This is a genomic window from Streptomyces hygroscopicus subsp. hygroscopicus, from assembly GCF_030269125.1.
GTDB classification, from domain to species: Bacteria; Actinomycetota; Actinomycetes; order Streptomycetales; family Streptomycetaceae; genus Streptomyces; species Streptomyces hygroscopicus_C.
This window is the reverse complement of record NZ_BSSM01000022.1, coordinates 59,764-82,810: the sequence shown is the minus strand read 5'-3', so window position 1 is coordinate 82,810 and position 23,047 is coordinate 59,764. Positions and strand designations below refer to the sequence as shown.

General features: G+C 73.2%; 20 protein-coding genes and 2 pseudogenes. 17 read left to right on the top strand and 5 right to left on the bottom strand.

What is annotated here, in order from left to right; all coding sequences use genetic code 11:
- Position 1: 1 nt before the first annotated feature.
- The 8 genes and pseudogenes from QSK45_RS34405 to ftsH all read left to right on the top strand — a co-directional run.
- On the top strand, positions 2-574 hold the full coding sequence (locus QSK45_RS34405) for a 3-phenylpropionate/cinnamic acid dioxygenase subunit beta (protein ID WP_285562838.1): 573 nt from the start codon (positions 2-4) through the stop codon (positions 572-574).
- Between the two features lie 45 nt (positions 575-619).
- The gene (locus QSK45_RS34400) at positions 620-1,477 is read left to right on the top strand and encodes an alpha/beta fold hydrolase (protein WP_285562837.1); all 858 of its coding nucleotides are present in this window, start codon (positions 620-622) and stop codon (positions 1,475-1,477) included.
- Positions 1,477-2,313 carry a 3-(cis-5,6-dihydroxycyclohexa-1,3-dien-1-yl)propanoate dehydrogenase gene (gene hcaB / locus QSK45_RS34395; RefSeq protein ID WP_285562836.1) on the top strand — a complete coding sequence of 279 codons (837 nt, stop codon included), beginning with the start codon at positions 1,477-1,479 and terminating at the stop codon, positions 2,311-2,313. The genes QSK45_RS34400 and hcaB overlap by 1 nt, the downstream gene beginning before the upstream one ends.
- Before the next feature lie 19 nt (positions 2,314-2,332).
- The gene (locus QSK45_RS34390; RefSeq protein WP_285562835.1) at positions 2,333-3,916 is read left to right on the top strand and encodes an acyl-CoA synthetase; all 1,584 of its coding nucleotides are present in this window, start codon (positions 2,333-2,335) and stop codon (positions 3,914-3,916) included.
- A 1-nt stretch (position 3,917) separates the two neighbouring features.
- Positions 3,918-4,373, top strand: coding sequence for a hypothetical protein (locus QSK45_RS34385; protein ID WP_285562834.1), 456 nt, complete (start codon positions 3,918-3,920; stop codon positions 4,371-4,373).
- A gap of 229 nt (positions 4,374-4,602) precedes the next feature.
- Positions 4,603-4,896 carry a hypothetical protein gene (locus QSK45_RS34380; protein WP_285562833.1) on the top strand — a complete coding sequence of 98 codons (294 nt, stop codon included), beginning with the start codon at positions 4,603-4,605 and terminating at the stop codon, positions 4,894-4,896.
- Between the two features lie 505 nt (positions 4,897-5,401).
- Positions 5,402-5,878 carry a cyclic nucleotide-binding domain-containing protein gene (locus QSK45_RS34370; RefSeq protein ID WP_285562878.1) on the top strand — a complete coding sequence of 159 codons (477 nt, stop codon included), beginning with the start codon at positions 5,402-5,404 and terminating at the stop codon, positions 5,876-5,878.
- A gap of 192 nt (positions 5,879-6,070) precedes the next feature.
- Positions 6,071-7,870: pseudogene (ftsH, locus tag QSK45_RS34365) on the top strand (ATP-dependent zinc metalloprotease FtsH); the annotation flags it as partial.
- A gap of 34 nt (positions 7,871-7,904) precedes the next feature.
- Here the strand turns inward: ftsH and QSK45_RS34360 are convergent.
- Positions 7,905-9,011, bottom strand: a complete 1,107-nt coding sequence (locus QSK45_RS34360) for a lysylphosphatidylglycerol synthase transmembrane domain-containing protein (RefSeq protein WP_490993661.1) — start codon at positions 9,009-9,011, stop codon at positions 7,905-7,907.
- 628 nt (positions 9,012-9,639) lie between these two features.
- Here QSK45_RS34360 and QSK45_RS34355 point away from each other — a divergent pair.
- The 7 genes from QSK45_RS34355 (at position 9,640) to QSK45_RS34325 (ending at position 16,698) form a co-directional block, all read left to right on the top strand.
- Entirely contained in the window at positions 9,640-11,115 is a 1,476-nt protein-coding gene (locus QSK45_RS34355; protein WP_285562830.1) for a bifunctional aminoglycoside phosphotransferase/ATP-binding protein, read from the top strand.
- A gap of 133 nt (positions 11,116-11,248) precedes the next feature.
- Entirely contained in the window at positions 11,249-11,878 is a 630-nt protein-coding gene (locus QSK45_RS34350; protein WP_285562829.1) for an MBL fold metallo-hydrolase, read from the top strand.
- 119 nt (positions 11,879-11,997) lie between these two features.
- Positions 11,998-13,176: a 4Fe-4S dicluster domain-containing protein gene (locus QSK45_RS34345; protein ID WP_285562828.1), complete on the top strand. Its 1,179-nt coding sequence runs from the start codon at positions 11,998-12,000 to the stop codon at positions 13,174-13,176.
- Positions 13,173-13,991, top strand: coding sequence for an FAD/NAD(P)-binding protein (locus QSK45_RS34340; protein ID WP_285562827.1), 819 nt, complete (start codon positions 13,173-13,175; stop codon positions 13,989-13,991). The genes QSK45_RS34345 and QSK45_RS34340 overlap by 4 nt, the downstream gene beginning before the upstream one ends.
- Before the next feature lies 1 nt (position 13,992).
- Complete coding sequence (locus QSK45_RS34335) at positions 13,993-14,850, top strand: NADH-quinone oxidoreductase subunit B family protein (RefSeq protein WP_285562826.1); 858 nt, start codon at positions 13,993-13,995, stop codon at positions 14,848-14,850.
- A gap of 25 nt (positions 14,851-14,875) precedes the next feature.
- The gene (locus tag QSK45_RS34330) at positions 14,876-16,222 is read left to right on the top strand and encodes a Ni/Fe hydrogenase subunit alpha (protein WP_285562825.1); all 1,347 of its coding nucleotides are present in this window, start codon (positions 14,876-14,878) and stop codon (positions 16,220-16,222) included.
- Positions 16,219-16,698, top strand: coding sequence for a hydrogenase maturation protease (locus QSK45_RS34325; RefSeq protein ID WP_285562824.1), 480 nt, complete (start codon positions 16,219-16,221; stop codon positions 16,696-16,698). Before QSK45_RS34330 ends, QSK45_RS34325 begins: the two co-directional genes overlap by 4 nt.
- A gap of 160 nt (positions 16,699-16,858) precedes the next feature.
- Here QSK45_RS34325 and QSK45_RS34320 read toward each other — a convergent pair whose 3' ends face one another.
- The 3 genes and pseudogenes from QSK45_RS34320 to QSK45_RS34310 form a co-directional block, all read right to left on the bottom strand.
- Positions 16,859-17,074: a DUF1918 domain-containing protein gene (locus tag QSK45_RS34320; protein WP_285562877.1), complete on the bottom strand. Its 216-nt coding sequence runs from the start codon at positions 17,072-17,074 to the stop codon at positions 16,859-16,861.
- A 147-nt stretch (positions 17,075-17,221) separates the two neighbouring features.
- Positions 17,222-18,577 (bottom strand): annotated as a pseudogene (locus QSK45_RS34315) (nicotinate phosphoribosyltransferase); the annotation flags it as partial.
- Positions 18,578-18,862: 285 nt separating this feature from the next.
- Positions 18,863-19,540: a CBS domain-containing protein gene (locus QSK45_RS34310; RefSeq protein WP_285562823.1), complete on the bottom strand. Its 678-nt coding sequence runs from the start codon at positions 19,538-19,540 to the stop codon at positions 18,863-18,865.
- 266 nt (positions 19,541-19,806) lie between these two features.
- Here QSK45_RS34310 and QSK45_RS34305 point away from each other — a divergent pair, with 266 nt between their 5' ends.
- Entirely contained in the window at positions 19,807-20,217 is a 411-nt protein-coding gene (locus QSK45_RS34305; RefSeq protein ID WP_285562822.1) for a universal stress protein, read from the top strand.
- A gap of 88 nt (positions 20,218-20,305) precedes the next feature.
- Entirely contained in the window at positions 20,306-21,088 is a 783-nt protein-coding gene (locus QSK45_RS34300) for a SpoIIAA family protein (RefSeq protein ID WP_285562821.1), read from the top strand.
- 52 nt (positions 21,089-21,140) lie between these two features.
- Here the strand turns inward: QSK45_RS34300 and QSK45_RS34295 are convergent, their stop codons facing one another.
- On the bottom strand, positions 21,141-22,688 hold the full coding sequence (locus QSK45_RS34295) for an MFS transporter (protein WP_285562820.1): 1,548 nt from the start codon (positions 22,686-22,688) through the stop codon (positions 21,141-21,143).
- Positions 22,689-23,047: the final 359 nt, after the last annotated feature.

Here is a 23,047-nt window from a genome sequence, read left to right as displayed (position 1 = left end):
CGTGAGCACCAGCACCGAACCCACCAGGTCCCGCGCGGGCGCGCGGGCCGACCGCGACACCCACTTCGAGGTCGAGCAGTTCTACTACGAGGAGGCCGACCTCCTCGACGCCGGCCGTTACACCGACTGGCTCGACCTGCTCGCCGACGACCTCGACTACTGGATGCCGACACGCACCAACCGACTGCGCCGGCAGCAGGCTCTCTCCGTCGCGGCACGCGGCGAGGCGGCCTTCTACGACGAGACGCGGGAGAGCCTGGCCTGGCGCATCCGCCGCTTCGACTCCGGCATGGCCTGGGCCGAGGACCCGCCGTCGCGCACGCGGCACCTGGTGACCAACGTGCTGGTCCGGCACATCGACCCGGAGGAGAACGCCGACTTCACCGAGGACGACCTCCTGGTGCGCTCGGCCTTCCTTGTCTACCGCAACCGCCTGGAGCGCGAGGAGAACGTCTTCGCCGGCGGCCGCACCGACATCCTGCGTCGTACACCGGACGGACTGCGCGTGGCCCGCCGCACGATCCTCCTGGACCAGAGCACCCTCCAGGCGAAGAACATCTCCACCTTCTTCTAGCCCACTCCCCTCCAGCCCGCCGCTCCACTGCCGATGGGAACTTCTGTGACCGACCTCCAACTCAAGCACCACCGCGTGGCCACCTCGCTCGGCGAGATCGCCGTCGCGGAGACCGGGCACGGCCCGGTGCTCGTCATGCTGCACGGCGGCGGCCCCGGCGCCTCCGGCGTCAGCAACTACCACCAGAACCTGCCGGAGCTGGCGCGGCACTTCCGTGTCCTGCTCCCGGACCAGCCCGGCTTCGGCGACAGTTATCGCCCCACCGAGAAGGACCTCGACGAGCGGTCCATCACCGAGATCACCGTCGACGCCCTCTTCTCGGCGTTGGACTCCCTCGGCGTCGACACCTTCCACCTGCTCGGCAACAGCCTCGGCGGCGCCGCCGCCATCGCCATGGCACAGCAGCGCCCCGAGCGCGTCACCCGCCTGGTGCTGATGGCCCCCGGCGGCGGCTGGCTGCCCTTCGGCCCGACGCCGACGGAAGGGCAGAAGGAGATGTTCCGCTACTACAACGGCACGGGCCCCAGCGAGAAGAAGATGGGCGCCTTCATCCGCACCATGGTCTTCGACCACAAGCAGTTCGGTGCCGATGTCGTCAAGGCCCGCTACGAGGCCTCCCTCGACGAGAGCCACATCGCCTTCTACCACCTCTCCAACGCCGCCTTCGCCAAGCGCGGCGGGATGGACCCCCTCTGGCGCGACCTGCACAAGATCAAGGCACCCACTCTGCTGCTGTGGGGCCGCGACGACCGCACCATCACGCTCGACGGCGCCCAGCTGATGCTGAAGCAGGTCAAGGACGTCCAACTGCACGTCTTCGGCCGTTGCGGCCACTGGGTGCAACTGGAACGCCGGCACGAGTTCGAGCGGCTCGTCACCGGATTCCTCACCGAGGAGGCGTGATGAGCCGCGGCTGGCTGGAGGGGTACTCCGCGCTGATCACCGGAGGCGGCTCCGGTATCGGACGCGCCGTCGCCGAGCGTTTCCTGGCCGAGGGGGCGTCCGTCACCATCGTCGGCCGGGACAAGGAGCGCCTCGACGAGGTCGCCCAGGCCGCCGACGCCCCCGAGCGGCTCCACACCGTCGCCGCCGACGTGCGCGACTCCGAGGCACTGCACCGTGCCGTGGCCGCCGCCGTGGACCGCTTCGGCAAGCTCGACACCCTCGTCGCCAACGCGGGGGTCTGGGACTACCAGCGCCAGCTCACCCGCCTGACGGCCAAGGAACTCGACACCGCCTTCGACGAGATCTTCTCCATCAACGTCAAGGGCTACCTGCTGGCGGCCGAAGCGGCCTGGCCCGAACTGGTCAAGACCCGCGGCAGCATCGTCATGACGCTGTCCAACGCCTCCTTCTACGTCAACGGCGGCGGTCCCCTCTACACCGCCAGCAAGCACGCCTGCCTCGGCCTGATGCGCGAACTGGCCTACGAGCTGGCCCCCAAGGTCCGCGTCAACGGCGTCGCGTGCGGAGGCATGAACACCGACCTGCGCGGCCCGGGGGCCCTCGACCTCTCGGGGCGTTCCCTGTCCGCGTCGTTCGCGAAGAGGTCCCCGGACGCCCCGCCCCCACCCATTCCCCTGCACGACTCGAGCACCGACCCGCGCGACTTCACCGGTTCGTACGTCCTGCTGGCCGCGCGCGATCAGAGCGGCCCCATCACGGGCCACGCGATCTCCGTCGACGGCGGGATCGGAGTCCGTGGCTTCGCCACCGCCGCCGGCGGCGACCACCTCTGAGCTCAACGAGGAGCCCACCGTGACCACGCCCCACCCGCACAACTCCGGCCGTGCGGTCGACCTGAACCCGGCCGCGGCCGTCGCCCGCAACGCCCGGTACCACGGCGACGCCGTCGTCATCGACTACCCCGGAGGCGACCTGACCTTCCGGCAGCTCGACGACAAGTCCGCCCGCCTGTCCACGGTCCTGGCCGACGGCGGCGTCCGCGACGGCGACCGCGTCGCCTATCTCGGCATGAACAGCGCCGCCTTCTTCGTCACCATGCTGGCCGCCTTCCGCCTGGGCGCGCTGTTCGTCCCGGTGAACTTCCGCCTCGCCGACCCCGAACTCGCCCGGGTGCTGGAGAGCAGCGGCGCCATGGCCATCGTCTGTGAGGAGGACCACCGGGCGGGCGTCGACCGGGTCAAGGCCGGCACCGACCTCGGCCGGTTCCTGCTCGTCGACGACGACCCCGAGGCGCCGGCCTCGCCGGCGGCGGACTGGGAACCCTGGTCGCCACTCGTCGCCGGGGCCGAGCCCACCCCCACCATCGTGGCCAAGCAGGCGGATGATCCGGCCGTCCTGATGTTCACCTCCGGCACGACGGGCGTGCCCAAGGGCGTCGTGCTGACCCACGGCAACGCCTGGTGGAACTCCGTCAACGTCGAACTGCGTCTGGACACCCGGCGGGGCGACGTCACCTACGTGGCCGCACCCCTTTTCCACATCGGCGCGCTCAACAGCTTCGCGCTGCGCACTCTCACCCGGGGCGGCACCACGGTCGTACGCAGGACCTTCGACCCCCAGCAGTGTGCCGACGACCTGGTGCGCCTGAAGGTCAACTCCATGTTCGGCGTGCCCCAGATGTTCGCCGCGCTCGCCCGGGTGCCCGGCCTCTTCGACAACGACCTCGGCTCCCTGCGCGCGGTCGTCGTCGCCGGTGCCCCGGTACCGCCCTCGCTGGTCCGCGGCTACGCCGACCGGGGCCTGCTGCTCCAGCAGGCATGGGGCCTGACCGAGACCGCGCCCTTCGCCACTCACCTTCCGGCCGAGCGCACCCTCGACAAGATCGGCTCGGCGGGCATCCCCATGCCCTACACCCAGGTCCGCGTGGTCGACGCCCTCACCGGGCAGCCCGTCGACGCCGGCACGCGCGGCGAGATCGTCGTCCGCGGCCCGAACGTGGCGGCCGGCTACTGGAACAACCCCGAGGCGACCGGGGCCGCCTACGACGCCGAGGGGTGGTTCCACTCCGGGGACATCGGCTACCTCGACGACGACGGCTACCTGTATGTCGTCGACCGGCTCAAGGACATGATCATCAGCGGCGGGGAGAACGTGTATCCGGCCGAGGTCGAACATGTGCTGGCCACCCTGCCGGGCGTCCTCGACGTCGCCGTCGTCGGTGTCCCCGACCCGCAGTGGGGGGAGACCGTGGCCGCGGTCGTCTCGGTCGCGGAGGGTACCCGTCTCACCCTCGACGCCGTGCGCGAGCACGCCGCACGGCACCTGGCCCGGTACAAGCTGCCGCGCCGGCTCAAGGTCGTCGAGGACGTCCCGCGCAACGGCTCCGGAAAACTCGACAAGCCGGCCATCCGGTCCGTCGTGGTCGAGGAGGACTGACGTGATCCAGGTACCGCCGCTGCCCGACGTCCGGCTGGGCCCGTCCTGGCGGGTACGGACCGGGAGCCGTGGTCGCCGTTTCCGGGACCTGTGCGCGGACGCGGGGAGCGGGACCGTCGAGGCCCGGGTGGAACGCTGTGCCTGGGGCCGGCTGCGCGACGCGTACCCCGTGGGCCTGCGCGACCTGGAGGTGCGGGTCGGCACGTGCGCGGAAGGCGCCCTCACCGACCTGCTGACCGAACTCCGCGAAGCGCTCGCCGACGCGGACCCCCTCAGCCGGCGTCTCGTCTTCGCCGTGCCCGCCGACGACCCGGGGCGCATCACCGCCGCGGAGTCGGCCGGCTTCCGGCCGGTCGTCGACATCGACCTGGACGAGGTCGAACACACGCTGCTGACGTGGGAGCCGGCCTGGGCCACTCGGACCGACACCGAACTGGACCGGGTTCCGGGAGCGTGATCTCGGCCGGTGGTGTCTCGCGGACCGGACCGCTCCCGCGCCGAGCACTCCCCGGACCCTTCATCACCGCGGGGACGCGGGTGGCCGCGGTCCACCTGGCCCGGAACATCGACATCCCCGTCCATCTCCAGATCGACCAGGGCCCACCGGCTACCTCAAGGCGTCCCACCGGGAACTCGACAAGGAGCGCACCACCGAGGGCGACCCGTACCACCCGCACACCGGCGCGGTGCCGGTGGAGCCCGGGAAGACCGAGGAGTACGTGCTGCGGCTCTACCCGTTCGCCGCGAGCTTCCTGCCGGCGCACCGCCTGGTGGCGGAACCGTCGAACGACGAGCCGTTGGCCGACGCGCACAACGCGCTGCTGCCGCCGGACGCCTTCCACCTGCCGGTGGGCCGCCCCGTCACCCACAAGATCTACCGTGACGCCGCACACCCCTCCCGTCCGGTCCCCCGTTCACGACGGCGACGGCACCGGACGCGACTGCGAACGGGCGGCGCGCCCCTTTGCGACGGCTCCTGACGGGGCCGCCGCCGCCCGCTGTACCGCCGCACCCCGGGCGGCATGCGTCACCGGCGGGGCGCCGGTCGGTGCACGGCCGGGAAGACCGCGCGGCACGGTGAGCGCGCGGGCCCGGTCCACCCTAGGCTGAGGGCATGGACGGTGAAGAACACGTCTGCCCCGCCTGCGGGCGGTCCGTGGCGGAGGTCGTCCGGCGTTACAAGACCCTGGGCGTGTGGGTGCCGGTATGGGGACCCGGGCCGTGCCGGAACCCCGAGTGCAGGGATTTCGCCCGCCCTGCCCGGCAGCACCGGACGGGGCGCGGACGAGGGAAAGGCGTGCGGGTCCCGTAGACGCCCTGCGGGTCGTGCCGCGGACGGTGTCTTCGGACCCGGAGGCCGGATTCGGGAGGAACGAGGATGACCATCCCCGGGCGCCGCGGCGTCGTCCGGTGCCCCACCGGCATCGGCCCCGCCGCGGAACCGCGCGCGCCGCACGAGGGGGCCACGTGGAAGCGGGCACCGGGATGACCGCCGGCGCGGACGCCGCGTCCTCGTCGGACCTGCTCGCCGCCCTGCCGCAGGAGCACCGGGAGCGGCTCATGGGTCTCGCGCGCGAGGTCCGGTACCCCGGCGGCGCCCGGGTGTTCGAGGAGGGCGGGGCGGCCGACCGCTTCTGGATCATCCGCACGGGTACGGTCGCCCTGGACGTCCACGTTCCCGGACGCGGCCCCGCCGTCGTCGAGACGATCGGCGCGGGCGCGCTCCTCGGCTGGTCCTGGTTGTGCCCACCGCGGCAGTGGCATCTCGGAGCCGGGACCAGGAGCCCGGTGACCGCCTGGGAGTTCGACGCCGCCGCGGTCGGCGCGCTGTGCGCCGCGCACCCGGACCTCGGCCTCGCACTGGTCACCCTGGTCGCCGGGACGATCGGACACCGTCTGCGCGCGACCCGCACACGCCTCCTCGACCTGTACGGACCACCGCGGACGGGACCGAGGCCATGACCCTCGTACCCCGGCCCCGCCGGGCCGGCCGTCCGACGGTCCGGGTGCTCACCGGACGGCTCCCACCGGGGCCGTTCGACCCCCGCGGTTCGGGAAGGTCGACCCCTGCCGCCCGGGAAGGAGAGGGTCGAGGCTGGTAGCCGGAGTCCATACCGACAGGAGGGCGTGGGAGTGGTCATCACACGAGTGCGGATGCCGCACCGGCATCCGACGCCGCCGGCCAAACCGGGGCCGCCGGACGAACCACCCACGCCTCCCTCCCGGCAACCGCAGCCGGCCGGCGGACGGTGGATCTTCTGGTGGATCCTGGGGACCCTCGTCGTCGTCCTGCTGCTCTCGCGCGCCCGCTCCGGGCCCCAGACGACCTCGCTCTCCTACAGCGACTTCGTCGCGAAGGTGGGCGCCAGCCAGGTGCAGATGGTCGACATCGACGACAAGGGCGCGATCAGCGGCACCCTGAAGAACGGCACGAAGTTCACCACCCAGATCCCCACCGCGCTGGGCACCGGGGCCCAGCTCCAGCAGCAGCTGACCTCCCACCACGTGCAGATCAAGGCCGGCCAGAGCAGCGGCGGCGGCTCGGTCTGGCTGTCCGTGCTGCTCACGTTCCTGCCGTTCCTGCTGCTCATCGGCTTCTTCGTGTGGATGGGGCGCCGGGCCGCGGGATCGATGACGGGCGGCTTGAGCGCCATCGGACGCTCGCGCGCGAAGATCATCGAGGCGGAACGGCCCACCACCGGCTTCGACGACATCGCGGGGTACGACGGGGTCAAGCAGGAGATCAGCGAGGTCGTCGACTTCCTGCGCAATCCCGCCCGGTACAGCGCCGCGGGGGCCAAGGGACCCCGTGGCGTGATCATGGTGGGGCCGCCCGGCACCGGCAAGACCCTCTTCGCCCGCGCCGTCGCCGGCGAGGCGGACGTGCCGTTCCTGTCGGTGACCGGCTCCGCGTTCGTGGAGATGTTCGTCGGTGTCGGCGCCTCCCGCGTGCGCGACCTGTTCGAGCAGGCCCGCAAACGCGCCCCGTCGATCATCTTCATCGACGAGATCGACGCGCTCGGATCACGGCGCTCCGGCGGATCACGGCTGGGCGGAAACGACGAACGCGAGCAGACCCTCAACCAGCTCCTGTCCGAGATGGACGGCTTCGACCAGTCCAGCGGCATCGTCGTCCTCGCCGCCACCAACCGCCCCGACGCCCTCGACCCGGCCCTGCTGCGCCCCGGACGCTTCGACCGCCAGGTCACCGTGCCGCTGCCCAACCAGTCCGAACGCGCCGCGATCCTCGCCGTCCACGCCCGGGACAAGAACCTGGCCCCGGACGTCGACCTGGACGCCGTGGCCCGTGCCACGCCCGGCTTCTCCGGCGCCGACCTCGCCAACCTCGTCAACGAGGGCGCCATCAACGCCGTACGGAGCGACCGCACCCGGATCGAACCGCACGACCTGGACGCCGCCCGCGATCGTGTCCTGCTCGGACGCCGGGAGTCCTCCAACGCGCTGCTGCCCGAGGAACGCCGTTCCGTCGCCGTGCACGAATCGGGTCACGCCCTGGTCGCGGCACTGTGCGAGCACGCCGACCCCGTGGCGAAGGTGACCATCCTGCCGGCGGGCCTCACCCTCGGTGTCACCGAGCAGCTCCCCGAAGCCGAGCGCCACCTGTACAGCGAGAACTACCTGACCGACCTGCTGGCGGTACGCCTGGGCGGGCGCGCGGCCGAACTCGTGGTCTTCGGCGAGGGATCGACCGGAGCCGCCAACGACCTGGCCGGAGCTACCCAGATCGCCACCCGCATGGTCCGCGAGTTCGGCCTCTCACCCGAACTCGGCCCCATCGGCTACGGCACGTCCTCGCCGCACTTCCTCGGCGAGACCACCGAAGAGCCCGGCCGGCCACCGTACTCGGAGCAGACCCAGCGCATCGTCGACGAAGAGGTCACCCGGCTGCTGCGCCAGGCAGAACAACGCGCGATCACGCTGCTGCGCGACCACCGGCCCGCCCTGGAACGCCTGGCCGGACAACTGGTCACCCACGAGACCGTCGACGGCTCCGTCGTCCTCGACGCCCTCCGCCGGGACCCCGGCCCTTGCGCGACGAACGGGCCTGTTCCAGGGTCAGGCCCGTCCAGCACGCCCAGCCGATCGGCTGGAGCGCCCAGTAGCTGACGATGCGGTACAGGAAGGTCGCGGCGATCGCCTGGCCGGGCGCCATGCCGTAGACGGCGAGCAGCGCCGACAGGGTCGCTTCGGCGATCCCCAGGTTCCCGGGCGTCAGGCGCAGGCTGCCCGCCACCTGTGTGAGCGCGTAACAGAGAAGGAGACCGCGCCACGGCACCCCGATGCCCAGAGCCCACATCCCAGCGGCCAGGCACGCCGCGTCGAACGTCCAGTTGAGGAGGGCGAACAGGACCGGCCACAGCCACGGAAGCAGTCCGGGCTGCACGCGGCGAGCCTGGCCGACCAGACGACCCAGATCCGACTCCACCCGCCGGACCCGCCCGTACCGCGCGCCGCCGTACGTCCAGACGCGCCGCAGCAGACGCCGGAAGGCCGCCCAACGGCAGAGGCCCAGGAGGACGAGCCCCGCGGCGAGGGCCACCAGGAGCACGGCGAGCACCGGGCGTACGAAGGCGGCGGGGCCGGCCGGTCCGGCCGTGACCAGACCGAGGAACAGCAGGAGGAACAGGCTCAGGGCGGAGGCGGTGCCGGCGGCGACCAGGACGGCGAGCGCCAGCACCTGGCCCGCGCCGCGCCGGGACACGTACTGCGACAGCCACGCCGCGGAGAAGGCCGCGCCGCCCGGCAGCGTGCCCGCCAGCGCGTTCGCGGCCATCGTGGCGCAGGTCATCCGGCGCAGGCTCCACCACACCCCGCCCGCCCGCAGCAGCCAGCGCGGCCCAGCGGCGAAACACACGACGGACGCCGCCTCCAGCGCCACCGCTGCCGCGAGACCCGGCAGGCGGACACGCGTGATCAGGTGGTACGCCTCCGCGAGTTCGCGCCGCCGGGAAAGCGCGACCACGGTCGCGGCCGCGAGGACCAGCGCCGAGAGCAGCCACCCCAGCCGGCCCGGCCAGGAGCGGAACGCCGGTGACGGGTCGGCGCCCCCGGTCCCGGACGTCGGCTCCGTCATCGGTCATCGCTTTCGAGAACAGCGGGGGAGGACCGCGGTCCCGGTCCCGGCGGCGGTCGTGGACTCCTCCGGAGCCCTCACCCTCCGAGCATAGGAAGCGAGCCACCGCACTGCGCCTCGGCGCCTTCGTCGCGGCCGGGATCTCCCGGTCGTCCCCGCCCCCGTGCCGGCCTCCTCCGCGCAGGTCCACGTGCGCCGCACGGAGGACCGGGGGATCCTCGGAGAGGAGAACGCGTCGCGCCCGGTACACGGATGACGTCCGGACCATCCGAACCGTCGGGCTCGTCGCTCGTCCCGCCCTCCCGCGTTCCTGACGAGACGGAGGCCGCGCCTTGCCACCCACTGTCATCACGGGCCTCGACGGTTCGCCCGGAAGCGTGACCGCCGCACGCGCGGCCGCGGACGGGGCCGAAGGGCGCGGACCTCTCGCGCGCGCCGACGTGGTGCGCGCGACGGGCCCGCGAGGGAGCCACCGGCGCCGTACGGGCGCCGCGTCCCGCCCCGGTCCGGTGGCGCGGGCCGCCGTCCCCCACGGGCGTCGATCCTCATGACCGATCCCGGCCTCCGCGAGCCCCGGCCCGGCACATCCGCTGTCGGGCACGACGCTGAGCCGCCGCCGGGCGCAGGCGTGTGCGAGACCCACACCGCGACGCTCTTCTTCGTCGGCGAGCGGGCCTACAAGGCGAAGAAGCCGGTCGCTCTCGGCTTCCTGGACTACACCACGGTCGCGGCGCGCCGGGCCGCGTGCGAGCGGGAGATCACCCTCAACCGCCGCTTCGCGCCCGATGTCTACGTGGGCCTGGGCGAATTCCGCAGCCCGGAGGCGGAAACGCCCGAACCGCTCGTGGTGATGCGCCGCATGCCGGAGGAGCGCCGCCTTTCCCGCCTCGTCCGCTCGGGAGCCCCCGTGGACGACGTCCTGCGGACCGTCGCCCGGCACCTGGCCGCCTGGCACGCGGCCGCGCCCCGCGGCCGTGACGTGGACGAACAAGGCACGCGGGACGCGCTGTCGGCACGGTGGGAGGCGAGTTTCGCACAGGTCCGCGCCCTGGCCGTGGACGACGTCATGGCCGACGACCTGACGCGGGTCGAGCGGCTGGTGCGCCGCTATCTCGCCGGTCGCGAGCGGCTGTTCGAGGCCCGTGTCCAGCAGGGGCGGGTGGTCGACGGCCACGGCGACCTCCTCGCCGAGGACGTCTTCTGCCTCGACGACGGCCCCCGGGTGCTGGACTGTCTGGAGTTCGACGACCGTCTCCGCTACGTCGACGGCCTGGACGACGCCGCCTTCCTCGCCATGGACCTCGAACGCCTCGGCGCCCCGGACGCCGCGGCGTACTTCCTCGCCCGGTACGGCGAGTACTCGGGGGACCCCGCGCCCCCTTCGCTCTGGCACCACTACGTCGCCTACCGCGCCTTCGTCCGCGCCAAGGTCGCGGTGATCCGGTCCCGCCAGGGCGCCCCCGACGCCGAGCCGGCGGCGCGGCGGCTCGTCTCCATGACCCTGCGCCACCTGCGTACCTCGGCGGTCGGCCTCACCCTCGTCGGGGGACTTCCGGGCAGCGGGAAGTCGACACTCTCCGGAGCCCTGGCCGACCGGCTGGGGGTCACCCTGCTCAGCAGCGACCGCGTCCGCAAGGAGCTGGCGGGGATCCCGGCGGAGCAGTCCGCGGCGGCCGGCTACGGCGAGGGGCTGTACACGCCCGAGTGGACGGCCAGGACGTACGCCGCCCTGCTCGACCGCGCGGCCGCCCTGCTCGCCTCCGGTGAATCGGTCGTCCTCGACGCCACCTGGTCCGACGGCGCACAGCGGGAGGCCGCGATCCGGATGGCCGACCGCGCCGCCGCCGACCTCGTCGCGCTCCACTGCCATGTGCCGGGCGACGTCTCGGCGGCCCGCCTGAGCACACGCGCCCCCGGCGCGTCCGACGCCGGCCCCGAGATCGCCGCCGCCATGGCCGGCAGGGAGTCGCCGTGGCCCGAAGCCGTCCCGGTCGACACCAGCGGTGCGCTGGACTCCGCCGTCGCCCAGGCGCTGGCCGCCGTACGCCCGTGGGGGACCGGTCAGGCCCCGGTCTTCCGCCGCCCCCGCACGGAGCCGGACTGATCCCGGCGAACGCGGTGGGCGCGGTTCGCCCACGGGCGGCGCGGGCGAAGGTACCGGTCCGTGCCGGACGGACCCGGTCCACGGCCGCCCTCGTTCGAGACGCCCGCCGAGGACTCCCAGGAGGTGAACCGCCATGGTGCCCCGCCTCCGGCTCACGCTGCTCGGCGTGGGCGCCATGGCGTCGCCACGCTTCGCACCGGCCGGGCTGCTGGTCGCCTGTGGTGTCCATCGGGTCGCCTTCGACGGCGGCCCCGGTGCGGAGCCGCCGGAGGGCCGCCTGGACGCCTGGCTCGTCACCGACGAGCGGGCCGAGCTGCGCTCCGCCCTGCGGCGGCTCGCCGCCGAGCGCGGGCTGGTGCCGCGGATGACGGACGCGGACGTGGGAGGTCTGCGCATCAGGGCGCTGCCGGTCGCGCACACCTCCCGTCCCACGTGCGGCTACCGCATCGAGGCAGCGTCGGGGGTGGTGGTGTGGGCCCCGGAGTTCCGGAGCTTCCCGGCCTGGGCGCAGGGCGCGGACCTGATGTTCGCGGAAGCCTCGTGCTGGGACCGCCCCATCCGCTTCCGCGGGGGAGCGGGCGGGCACGCCCCCGTGCGGGAGGTCGACGCGGAGGCGGCCGGACACCGGATCGAACGGCTGGTCTACGCACACATCGGCCGCCCCTGCCTGCGGGCCATGGACGCCGGCCGGACGCCGGAGTACGGGGAGTGGGGGCGGGAGGGCCACACGTATGTCCTCCCACCGCACGGCCGGGCGCGCTGATCGCCCAGGACCGATGCGCCCCGCGCGCGTGCCCGCGGCTCCTCGGCGCGACGGGGCACCCGAAATGCTGCGATCGTGGGCTTGGGGGGACGGCGGTGCTGCGCTGAAGGAGGCCGGTCATGACTGCCGACGCCGATGTGAACGCCGCCCGGCCGCCCGGACCCGACGGACTCGTCATGGGCAAGGACGGACTGGCGGCGCTCGTGGACGTACTGATCCGGCGCGGTTTCACCGTGGTGGGACCCACGGCGCGGGACGGCGCGATCGTACTCGCGGAACTGACCTCGGCCGACGAGCTGCCCTACGGATGGGGTGTCGAGCTGGAGGCGGGGCGGTACCGGCTGCGGGAGCGCTCGGACGGCGCGGCCTTCGCCCATGCGGCGGGCCCCCAGTCGTGGAAGTCGTTCCTGCATCCGTCGCGGGTCCGGGAGTGGAGCGCCGACCGGGTGGAGGGCGAGCTGGTCCTCACGGCCGACCGGGGCACGCCGCCCCGATACGCCTTCCTGGGGGTGCGCCCCTGCGATCTGCGGGCCATCGCGGTCCAGGACCGGGTGCTGACCGGCGGGGCGTACCGCGATCCCGGCTACGAAGGGCGCCGCTCCGGAGCCCTGCTGATCGTGGTCGAGTGCACCGAGCCCGGTGCCACCTGCTTCTGTGCCTCGATGGGCACCGGACCCGCGGCCGGTCCCGGCCACGACCTGGTGATGACCGAAGTGGCCGATGCGCGCGGCCACCGTTTCTGGGTGCGCAGCGGGAGCCGGGAAGGCGCGGAGATCCTCGCCGAACTGCCCACTCGTCCGGCCGACGCGGAGACCCGGGAGACGGCCCGCGCCGGTGTCACGGCCGCCGCGGACCGCATGGGACGGTCGATGCCCGAGGCCGACCTGCGGGAGCTGATGGCCGGAACGCTCGACGCGCCCCGCTGGGACGACGTCGCCGGGCGGTGCCTGACCTGCGGCAACTGCACCATGGTCTGCCCCACCTGCTTCTGCACCACCACCGAGGACGTCACCGACCTCACCGGCGACCACGCGGAGCGCTGGCGCCTGTGGGACTCCTGTTTCGACCTGGACTTCTCCAACCTCCACGGCGGGCCGGTCCGCGCCTCCGCGCGCAGCCGCTACCGGCAGTGGATGACCCACAAACTCGGCACCTGGTACGACCAGTTCGGGTCGTCCGGCTGCGTGGGATGCGGACGCTGCATCGTGTGGTGCCCCGTCGGTATCGACATCACCGAGGAAGCGGCCGCCCTGCACGACTGGACGCGGCCCGAGCGGCCGGACCCGGAGCCGTCGTGAGCACCGTGGTGCCCCCGCTGCCGTACCGCGTCGTGGACAGCCGGGCCGAGACCGGCGACACCCGGTCGATCGAGCTGGTACCGGCCGGAGAGGGGCTCGCCCCCTTCTCGCCGGGTCAGTTCGCGATGATCTACGCGTTCGGGGTGGGCGACGTGCCCGTCTCGGTCAGTTCCCTGCGCGGCGGCCACGGAGGACTCGTGCACACCGTGCGCGCCGTGGGTGCGGTCTCGACCGCGCTGTACCGGCTGCGCCCCGGCGACACCGTCGGGCTCAGCGGGCCGTACGGCACCGGCTGGGACCTGGGTGCGGCGGCCGGCCACGACGTCCTGGTGATCGCCGGCGGCATCGGGCTGGCTCCGCTGCGTCCCGTCGTCCACGCGGTCCTGGACCGGCGGGACGCGTACGGCCGGCTCGCGGTCCTGGCAGGCGCTCGCACCCCCGCCGATCTGCTCTACCGGGACGAGATCGGGAGCTGGCGGGACGCGGCGCGGGCGGAGGTGACCGTCGACCGGCCGGGACCGGGCTGGCGGGGCGCGGTGGGCGTGGTCACCACCCTCCTGGACCACCTCGACCTGCGTCCCGGACGGACCCGCGCGCTGGTGTGCGGACCCGAGGTGATGATGCGTCACACCGCACGCGATCTCGTGGCACGAGGGCTGGCCCCGCACCATGTCCAGGTGTCCCTGGAGCGCAACATGCGCTGTGCCACCGGCCACTGCGGCCACTGCCAGCTCGGCCCGCTGCTGCTGTGCCGTGACGGACCGGTGGTGGGCTACGACCGCGTCGCGCACCTGCTCCTCGTGAGGGAGTTGTGACATGACCCTCCAGCCCGTACCGGCCACCGACCCGCGGCCGACGCTCGCCGTGTGGAAGTTCGCCTCCTGCGACGGCTGCCAGCTGACGCTCCTGGACTGCGAGGACGAACTCCTCGGCCTCACCGAACGCGTACGGATCGACCACTTCCTGGAGATGACCCCGGCCGAGGGCGCCGACGGGGGACGCGCACGGCTGGAGGGCCGGGGACCGTACGACCTCTCCCTGGTCGAGGGGTCGATCACCACCGCCGAGGACGCCGAGCGGATCCGGCACGTCCGCCGCGTCTCCCGGTACCTGGTGACCATCGGCGCGTGCGCCACCGCGGGCGGCATCCAGGCACTGCGCAACTTCGCCGACGTCGACGACTTCCTCGCCGCGGTCTACGCGCGGCCGGAGTACATCTCCACACTGGCGACCTCGACACCGATCTCGGCCCATGTGCCGGTCGACTTCGAACTGCGCGGCTGCCCCATCGACCGCGGCCAGCTCCTCGAAGTCGTCACCGCCCACCTGGCCGGACGCAAACCCCGGATTCCCGGCCACAGCGTCTGCTTCGAGTGCAAGAGACGCGGCACGACCTGCGTCACCGTCGCCCACGGCACCCCCTGCCTGGGCCCGGTCACGCACGCGGGCTGCGGTGCCCTCTGCCCCGCCTACGGACGCGGCTGCTACGGCTGCTTCGGACCGTCCGACAAGCCCGACCTGCGCTCGATGGTCGCGCAGTTGCGCCGCGACGGGATGAGCGAGCGGGACATCCAGCGTGTCTTCCGCACCTTCAACGCCGCGTCACCGGAGTATGCACCCGTACCCGAGCTAGCGGCCGAGGAACGCCGAGATCCTCCGGCTGAAGGATCCTGACGGACACCCGCCCGGAGAGGCCCGCATGAACCGTCGCGCAACCCGCGTCCTGCGACTGGACGCGCTGGCCAGGGTGGAAGGCGAGGCCGCCCTCCACCTGCGCGTCGAGGGGGACCGGGTCACGCAGACGCGGCTGCGCATCTACGAGCCGCCGCGCTTCTTCGAGGCCTTCCTGGCCGGCCGGGGCCACGCGGAGCCTCCCGACATCACCGCTCGCATCTGCGGCATCTGCCCGGTCGCCTACCAGATGAGCGCCTGCCGGGCGATCGAGGACGCCTGCGGTGCCGTGGTGGACGGCCCCCTCGCGGACCTGCGCCGCCTGCTGTACTGCGGCGAGTGGATCGAGAGCCACACCCTCCACGTCTACCTGCTGCACGCCCCGGACTTCCTCGGCTGTGCCGACGTCGTGGAGCTGGCCCGTGGCCGACGAGCCGCGGTCGAGCGCGGCCTGAGACTCAAACAGACCGGGAACGCGATCCTCGAACAGCTCGGCGGCCGTCCCATCCATCCGGTCAACGTCCGCATCGGCGGTTTCTACCGGACCCCGGCACCGGACGAACTGCGTCCGCTGGCGGAACGGCTGCGGCAGGCCCGGGACGACGCGCTGGAGACCGTCCGCTGGGTGGCGGCGTTCGATTTCCCCGACGCGGTGTGCGACCACGACCTCTTCGCCCTGCGCGACCCCGGCCGCTACGCCATCGACTCGGGGACACCGGCGGTCATGGCGGCCGACGGCGACGGCCCGGCGCTCCGCGAGTTCCCGCCGTCCGACTTCGAACGGCACGTGCGGGAAGGGCAGGTGCCCCACTCCACCGCCCTGACGGCCCTGCTCGACGGCCGCCGCCACCTCACCGGCCCGCTGGCCCGCTACGCGATCAGCGGTCGGTGGCTGCACCCCCTGGCCGCCGAGGCGGCGCGGGACGCCGGCCTCGGCGACCCGGCCACCGGCGCGCGCTGCGACAACCCCTTCCGCAGCATCGTCGTACGGGCCGTCGAGGTGGTGCAGGCCGTCGAGGAGAGCCTGCGGATCATCGGCGGATACGAACGCCCTCCGCGGCCGGCCGTCGAGGTCCCGCCGCGCCGGGGCGTCGGTTTCGGAGCCACCGAGGCACCCCGGGGCCTGCTGTACCACCGCTACGCGCTCACCGCGGACGGCACCGTCACCGAGGCCCGCATCGTCCCGCCCACGGCGCAGAACCAGACGGCCATCGAGGACGATGTGCGCAGGGCCGTGCAGGCACGCCTGGACAGGGCCGGGCCCGCAGCCGACGACGAGGAGCTCACCCGGCTGTGCGAACGGGCCATCCGCAACCACGACCCCTGCATCTCCTGTGCCGCCCACTTCCTCGACCTGACCGTGGAACGCGCATGAGCGGACGGGTCGTGGTGATCGGCGTGGGCAATCCCCTGCGCGGTGACGACGGAGTCGGTCCGGCGGCGGTGGAGGCCCTGCGCGGCCGTGTCCCCGACGGAACCGTTCTCGCGGTCAGCGACGGAGAGCCCGCGCGCGTGCTCGAACTGTGGCGCGGCGCGGACACGGTGGTCGTGGCGGAAGCCCTGCGGGCGAGGCCGGCCCGGCCAGGGAGGGTGCACACCCTCACGGCGGCGGAGGCGGCCTCGCGAGCGAAGGGTGCGGCGAGTACGCACGCGTTCGGTCTGGGGGAGTGCCTCGCGCTGGCGGAAGCCCTGGACCGGCTGCCGCCGAGGCTCGTGGTGCACGCCGTGGAGGTGGCTGACATGGAACTCGGCGCCCGCATGAGCGAAGCGGTGCGCTCGGCCCTGCCCGAGCTGATCGACCGGATCGCCGCTTCGGTACGACAGGCACACGAGCGGGACGACGGAGGGTAGGGGACGGAGCATCCCGGCGCGGCCCGAGAGCCGTCATGGCCGCGACGGCCCGGCGCCGCGCGGTCTGCGCGCGGCAGCCGGCGGATGCGGCCCCGACGGCGGCCCACGCCGGTGCGGTCCGAGGGGTCGGGCCGGGACGGCCGCCACGATCCGCCGGCGCTCACCGGGCCGTCACGTCGTCGTCTCCGGTCACCAGATGCCTGATGAACGCGTCGGAGCCGGGGAAGTACAGGGTCACCCGTCCGTTGTCGAGCCAGCGCACGTCGTAGGGCGGGCTGCCGTCCGGACGACGGAGACCGACGATCTCACCGTCCCGGGCGACGACCCCGGCCGTGGTTCCCCGTACGACGATCTCGTCGCCGACGCGGGCGCGCATCGAACCGCCGATCGCGTCGGGTCCCACCACGGCCCGTTCGTTCCGCTTCGCCGACGCGCGAGCCGCCGACCGTGCCATGGCTGCCGGCCCCCCGCCGCGCGGAGCGGGTCGCCGGGCACGCACCGGCGGCGCGGACGACCGGTGCACCGGCCTGTCCGGGGGCGCGGCGCGGTGCGCGGGCCGCAGACGGGCTTCGATGTCGGCTCGCACCGAGGCGGTCAGCTCCGCGAGGGCCGGGGACGAGACCGGTCGGACCGGCTCGGGGTCCCGGATCCGGCGCGCCGAATCGGGCTGACGGGCGATGTCGTCACGGAATCGCTCACGCGCGTCCTGCCAGTGGCCCGGCGCGCAGGTCCGGCGCCCGTGCCGCATGACCGTGCGCAGCAGCGGCTGGGCGGGACCCGGTGGCTCCTCCACCGCGAGGGCGACCACGTCGGGCCGTCCGGCGCGGCGGAAGACCTGCTTGCGACCCGGGGCCGTGACCTTGGCCGAGGACAGCTTCATCACCGGACGGCCGTCGTATTCGACGAGCTTGTACGCGGCGTCCAGATAGGGGGCGTCCGCCGCCACGCCCACCCGCGTTCCCACCGCGTACACATCGATCGGGGCACCCGCGTGTACCAGCCGGTCCACGCCGTACTCGTCCAGTCCGCCGCTGGCCACGATCCGCACGTCGGCCAGCCCGGCGCCGTCGAGAAGGGCGCGTGCCCGGCGCGAGAGCGCGTCGAGGTCGCCGCTGTCCAGGCGGATCGCGCAGCCGGGGCCGTGCCGGAGATCGTTCAGGACGCGGGAGGCGACGCGCACGCCCTCCTCCGTGTCGTAGGTGTCGACGAGCAGGGTGACCGGTCCGGGGTGACAGCGCGCGAAGGCGCGGAACGCCTCCTCCTCGCTCGGGAAGGCCTCGACGTAGGAGTGGGCCATGGTGCCCGAGGCAGGAATGCCCAGGGAGGCGGCGGCGGCGACGTTGCTGGTCCCGGCGAAGCCCACCATGGCGCCCAGCCGGGCGGCCTGCATCCCTGCCCCCGGCCCGTGTGTGCGGCGCAGCGAGAAGTCGATGACCGGTCTGCCGGCGGCGGCCAGGACGCATCGTGCCGCCTTCGACGCCACGGCCGTCTGGTGGCAGAGCTGGTTCAGCAGGTAGGTCTCCACGAGCTGCGCCTGCGGCAGCGGGGCGGTCACCTCCAGCAGCGGCTCACCGCCGAACACCACGTGCCCTTCCGGGACCGCGCGGACCTCGCCCTCGAAGGCGAGGCCGAGGAGCGGTTCGAGATCCCGGACGGGGCGGTGCAGGGCCTCCGCGAATGTTTCGACGTCCTCGCGCTCCACGCGGTAGTGGGCGAGGAAGTCCAGCGCCGACTCCAGACCCGCGGCGACCAGGAAGCCCCGGCCGGGCGGGAGCTCACGGACGAAGAGGCTGAAGGTGGCCGGGGCCCGCATGTCCTCCCGGAGGTAGGACATGGCCATGGTCACTTCGTACAGGTCGGTGGTCGTGACGTCGGACATGGTGATCGCCGCCGGATGTCGTGCTCCTGGTCTCAGTCCGACCGTGACCGCTCGGGGGGAAAGGTGCAAAACGGTTTTGCTGCCGCGCCCGGCGTCCGGCTCGACGGCCGACAGGTCGGCGGCTCCCCGGTGGGCGGCGAGGTCCGCGGCGGTACCCAGCGCGGCACGGTACGGCGTCCGGGCGTGCGCGATGCCGTGACCGGGCGGCCCGGGTACCGGCAGGGGGACGCACGAGGCGCTCCGGTCCGCCTCCCTTCAGGGAAACCACCACGAGACCCCCGCGGGTCACCGCGTGGTCGCGGGCCCGCCCGGCGCGGCGGCCGTGCCGGTGAGCCGGGCCTCGACGCCCACCACGCCCTCCACGGCGCGACTGAGGCGCTCGGCGACCCAGATGAGCGACGTGTCGTGCACGGGTCCGCGGAGCGTGACGATTCCGTCGCGCACGGACACCTGGACGGCGTGGGCGAGATCGGGGAACAGGTAGGAAACCACGGTGCGGCGGACCTCCTCCTCGATGGCCTCGTCCGATCGCAGGAAGACCTTCAGCAGGTCGCCGCGGCTCACGACGCCCCGCAGTCGGTGTTCGTCGTCGACCACGGGAAGCCATTTGACGTGCTTCACGGACATGAGACGGGCCGCCTGGGCGAGGGTGTCGTCCGGTCGGACCGTGACGACCGGCGTGGTCATCAGCTCCTCCGCCGTCAGCGCCTCCGCCCGAGCCAGATCGGACCGACGCGCGATCCGCTCGAAGCGGGTGAGCCGACGGCCGCTGAATGCCTCTTTGGGCAGCAGGTCGGCCTCGGAGACCACACCGACGACCTGCCCGTCGTCCCCCACCACAGGCAGGGTGCTCATGTGCCGCTGCTCCATGCCGCGCACGATCTCCTTGAAGCGGGTGCCGCGCCCGACGGCCACCGCGGGCGTGGTCATCACATCGCTCACGATGTGCGCGGTGTCGGACATGTCCCGTTCCTCGCCCGAGCCGGCGGAGCCGGTTCCGCCGTGTCGCCTCCAGCATCCCCGCCACCCGGCGCACCGCAATTCCGCCGGGAGTCCGCCCCGCCCCGGGCCGGCGCGCACGTGCCTCCTCCGCGCCGCGGCCGGCCACCCGCGTCGCCGGCCTCGCCCGCCGTGCCGCCGGGTGGGCAAGTCGTCACGATCAGGCGTGAACTGGTAGGAGCCACGACATCGAGCGGCGAACGACGGCACCGGCATAACGGGAGAAGGCGATGACCGATCCGATCACGGTCGGAGTCGACGGCTCCGGGCGAAGTCTGCGAGCCCTGGTGCGGGCCGCCCACGAGGTGAAGCCGCGCCGGTGCCCCTTGCGCATTGTTCACGTCCTGCCCCCACTCCACTCGCACGCGACGACCGGAGAGGGGCACGCCTGGGAGGCGAGCGACTGGGACGAGAGTGTCACGACCGAGGCCACCGCCATCGTGCGGGAGACCCATCCGGACCTGGAAGTGACATCCGCCCTCCCGGCCGGCGCCCCGGCGGCGGTGTCGCCGGCCGAGGCGGAGCACGCCCATACGATCGTGCTCGGCGCGCAGGGCATGGGCGGCTTCGGGCGTCCGTTCCTCGGATCGGTCGCCTCGCGGGTGGTCGGTCACGCGGCCTGCCCGCGAAGCCGCACCTGAGCCCAGGTCAGCGGCCCACCACCTGGAAGAGATCCGCAGTGTCGATCCAGCCGGCAGCGACGGGCGCCGGCGCAGAGAGGCGGACCGAATGCTGGAAAGAGCCCAGGACGCACCCTCGAACGTCGACGTGGTCAAGGCGATCGGCACGGTGTCGAGGGACGACTACAAGGCGGTGATCGAGCCGCTCGTCGAGGACGCGCGCAGGGAGGGGCGCCGCATCAGGCTCCTGTGGGAGTGCGGTCCCGAGTTCCGGTCGTTCACCCCTGCGGCCGGCTGGGAGGATCTCAAGGTCGGGCTCGGCGCGATGCGCCTGTTCGAGGGATGTGCCGTCGTCACCGACATCCGCTGGATCCGGGAGTGGACCCGGCTCGCGAGTTTCCTGATCCCCTGCCCCGTGCGCGTCTTCGACGTGGACGATCGCGCGGAGGCACTGGACTGGCTGGCCTCGCTCCCCGAAGGGCCCGGTGTGTCCCACCGCCTCCTTCCCGAGTCCGAGGTTCTGGTGGTCGACGTCGAACAGCCCCTGCGCGCCCAGGACTTCGACGCGCTGGCGCAGACCGTCGACAACTGGCTCGAAACCCACGACGCACTGGCCGGCGTGGTGGTGCACGCCCGTGACTTCCCCGGATGGGAGAACATCGCGGGCCTGCTCGGGCACGTACGTTTCGTCCGCGACCACCACCGAAAGGTGAGGAAGGTCGCGCTGGCGGCCGACGCGAAGCTCGCCGGACTCGTGCCGCACTTCGCGAACCACTTCGTCCGTGCCGAGGTACGGCAGTTCCCGTACGCCGAACTCGACGAAGCCGTCGCCTGGGCCGCGGGCCCGCCGCCGACCCGGAGCGACAGCGGACCGGGTCCGTCCGCGTCCTGACGGGGAACCGAGTCCTCGACGCATGGCGGCGACCGCGGAAGTCCTCCGCGGCTCACGCGGTGCGGTGCGCCCGACGCCTTCTGCGGCGGGGCATCAGCAGGAGGGCCGCCACCGCCACGACGAGCGGCAGGACGCTCACCGTCAGCATCGTGAGCCGCAGCCCGCCGGCGAAGTCGAGCCCGAGGTCCAGTCCCGAAGCCTGCCGGAGCAGGTTCGGGTCGTAGACGGTGCCTCCCGGGCTCTGGGCCATGCCGCTGCGCACGGCGTCCACGGCCCGCGCGGCCCGGGTCACCGTCAGTCCGCGCGTCCTCGCGTCCGCCATCCACTCCCGCTGGAAGAACTGGTTGAGAAGCAGGAGGTACACGGTGGGGCCGAACGCGGCGCCGCTCACCGCGAAGGCCATCTGGACGGAGGCCACCGTGCCGGACTGCCCGGCGGGTGCCTGGGAGAGCACCGTCTCGGACACCGATGCGGAGGCGACGACCGAGCCGAGGTTGCACAGCCATGTGGCGAGCACCAGCAGCCACACCGCCATGGTGGGGCTGGCGGTGCCCGCCGTCAGCAAACCGCTCGCCGCCATCACGAGCAGGCCGGTGACCATGACCGGCCTCGGGGAGTACTTCCCGACCAGGTGGCCGGCCAGGATCACGGCACCGGCGATCAGCAGTGTCCCGGGCAGGTACAGCAGGCCGATGGCCTCGGGGGACATCGACAGCACGACGCTGCCGAACTGCCCGAGGACGATGCCGAGCCCCGCGATCAGGAAGTTCAGCGTCAGGGTCGCGGCCAGGGCCACCCCGAAGGGCGCGCTGCGGAACAGCGCCAGATCCACGGCGGGTTCCGGAGCCCGGCGCGCGTGGCGCACGAACAGCGCGGCGGCGACCGCACTGATCATCAGCGGCACCCAGGTCTCGGGCCGGGAGACACCGTTCTGCGCCGCCGCGAGCCCGACGACGAGGGCCAGCAGGGTCACCCCGACCAGCGTGACACCGGGCACGTCGACGCGACCGCCCCGGCGGACGGGGGACTCCGGGACGTACCGGGTCGTCAACCAGAGCGAGACCAGGCACAGCAGGGGGGCGATCAGGAACAGGAACCGCCAGCCGACCGCCGTCACCGCCCATCCCGCGAAGGCGGGGAGCAGCCCGCACAGGACCACGTCCACGGCCATCAGGAGGCCGATGGCCACCGGTCGTCTCTGCGCCGGCACGGACACCTTCAGCAGGGCCAGCGGCACTCCCAGCAGCGCCGTCATCCCCAGCCCGGCCAGGAAACGCATCGCCATCAGGAAGCCGTAACCGGGGGACAGGGCGGACAGCAGGTCGACGACCGTCACGACGACCAGTCCCAGCCGCAGCAGCCGTTTGAGCCCGACCGTGTCGCCGAGCCTGCCCGCGGCGAGGACGGAGGCGGCCATCACCAGCGTCGCCGCTCCGCCCAGCAGCCCGATCGCCTGGGGCGGCACATGGAGCGCCCGGCTCACCTGCGGCATGTTCAGGTTGAGCACCAGCGGGTCGACGACCGTGACCGTGAAGGCGAGGGCGAGGGCGAGGACGACCGGCAGGGGTACCGAGGCGGAGCGCGACCCTGCTGCCGACATCACCACACCTCCGTACGCCCGCGTCCCGTGCCGTTCGACGGTAACCCGGCCGGCGCGTGGCGCCGTGTTTCCCCGTACGGACGCGCGAGGAAGGCAGACACTCGGCTCAGCGGAGCTTCCGCGCGCCGCGCGGGATCGCCGCCGCCCCGCCCTGCGGGAGGCTCCAGCGGCCCGGAAGGCGGGCAGGCGGTTCGGTACGGAGGGTTCCGACGGAGCGCCGGCGCGTGCCCGCCCGTCATCAGCGGACCGGAGCCGAAAGGGGCGCGACCGGCCTTTCCACGGTCAAGGTACAGCGCGCCAGGGGACTTGGACTTGCGGCAAGTCCCCGGCGGTACCGCGGAATTGCCCACCGGACCTGG

What these genes read in the sequence shown, in the direction of transcription:
- QSK45_RS34345 (WP_285562828.1), top strand. Translation starts at nt 11,998, where the DNA reads ATGACTGCCGACGCCGATGTGAACGCCGCCCGGCCGCCCGGACCCGAC.
- QSK45_RS34360 (WP_490993661.1), bottom strand. Translation starts at nt 9,011, where the DNA reads ATGACGGAGCCGACGTCCGGGACCGGGGGCGCCGACCCGTCACCGGCG.
- QSK45_RS34295 (WP_285562820.1), bottom strand. Translation starts at nt 22,688, where the DNA reads ATGTCGGCAGCAGGGTCGCGCTCCGCCTCGGTACCCCTGCCGGTCGTC.
- QSK45_RS34350 (WP_285562829.1), top strand. Translation starts at nt 11,249, where the DNA reads ATGGTGCCCCGCCTCCGGCTCACGCTGCTCGGCGTGGGCGCCATGGCG.
- QSK45_RS34330 (WP_285562825.1), top strand. Translation starts at nt 14,876, where the DNA reads ATGAACCGTCGCGCAACCCGCGTCCTGCGACTGGACGCGCTGGCCAGG.
- QSK45_RS34310 (WP_285562823.1), bottom strand. Translation starts at nt 19,540, where the DNA reads ATGTCCGACACCGCGCACATCGTGAGCGATGTGATGACCACGCCCGCG.
- QSK45_RS34305 (WP_285562822.1), top strand. Translation starts at nt 19,807, where the DNA reads ATGACCGATCCGATCACGGTCGGAGTCGACGGCTCCGGGCGAAGTCTG.
- QSK45_RS34335 (WP_285562826.1), top strand. Translation starts at nt 13,993, where the DNA reads ATGACCCTCCAGCCCGTACCGGCCACCGACCCGCGGCCGACGCTCGCC.
- QSK45_RS34370 (WP_285562878.1), top strand. Translation starts at nt 5,402, where the DNA reads ATGACCGCCGGCGCGGACGCCGCGTCCTCGTCGGACCTGCTCGCCGCC.
- QSK45_RS34320 (WP_285562877.1), bottom strand. Translation starts at nt 17,074, where the DNA reads ATGCGCGCCCGCGTCGGCGACGAGATCGTCGTACGGGGAACCACGGCC.
- QSK45_RS34300 (WP_285562821.1), top strand. Translation starts at nt 20,306, where the DNA reads ATGCTGGAAAGAGCCCAGGACGCACCCTCGAACGTCGACGTGGTCAAG.
- QSK45_RS34325 (WP_285562824.1), top strand. Translation starts at nt 16,219, where the DNA reads ATGAGCGGACGGGTCGTGGTGATCGGCGTGGGCAATCCCCTGCGCGGT.
- hcaB (WP_285562836.1), top strand. Translation starts at nt 1,477, where the DNA reads ATGAGCCGCGGCTGGCTGGAGGGGTACTCCGCGCTGATCACCGGAGGC.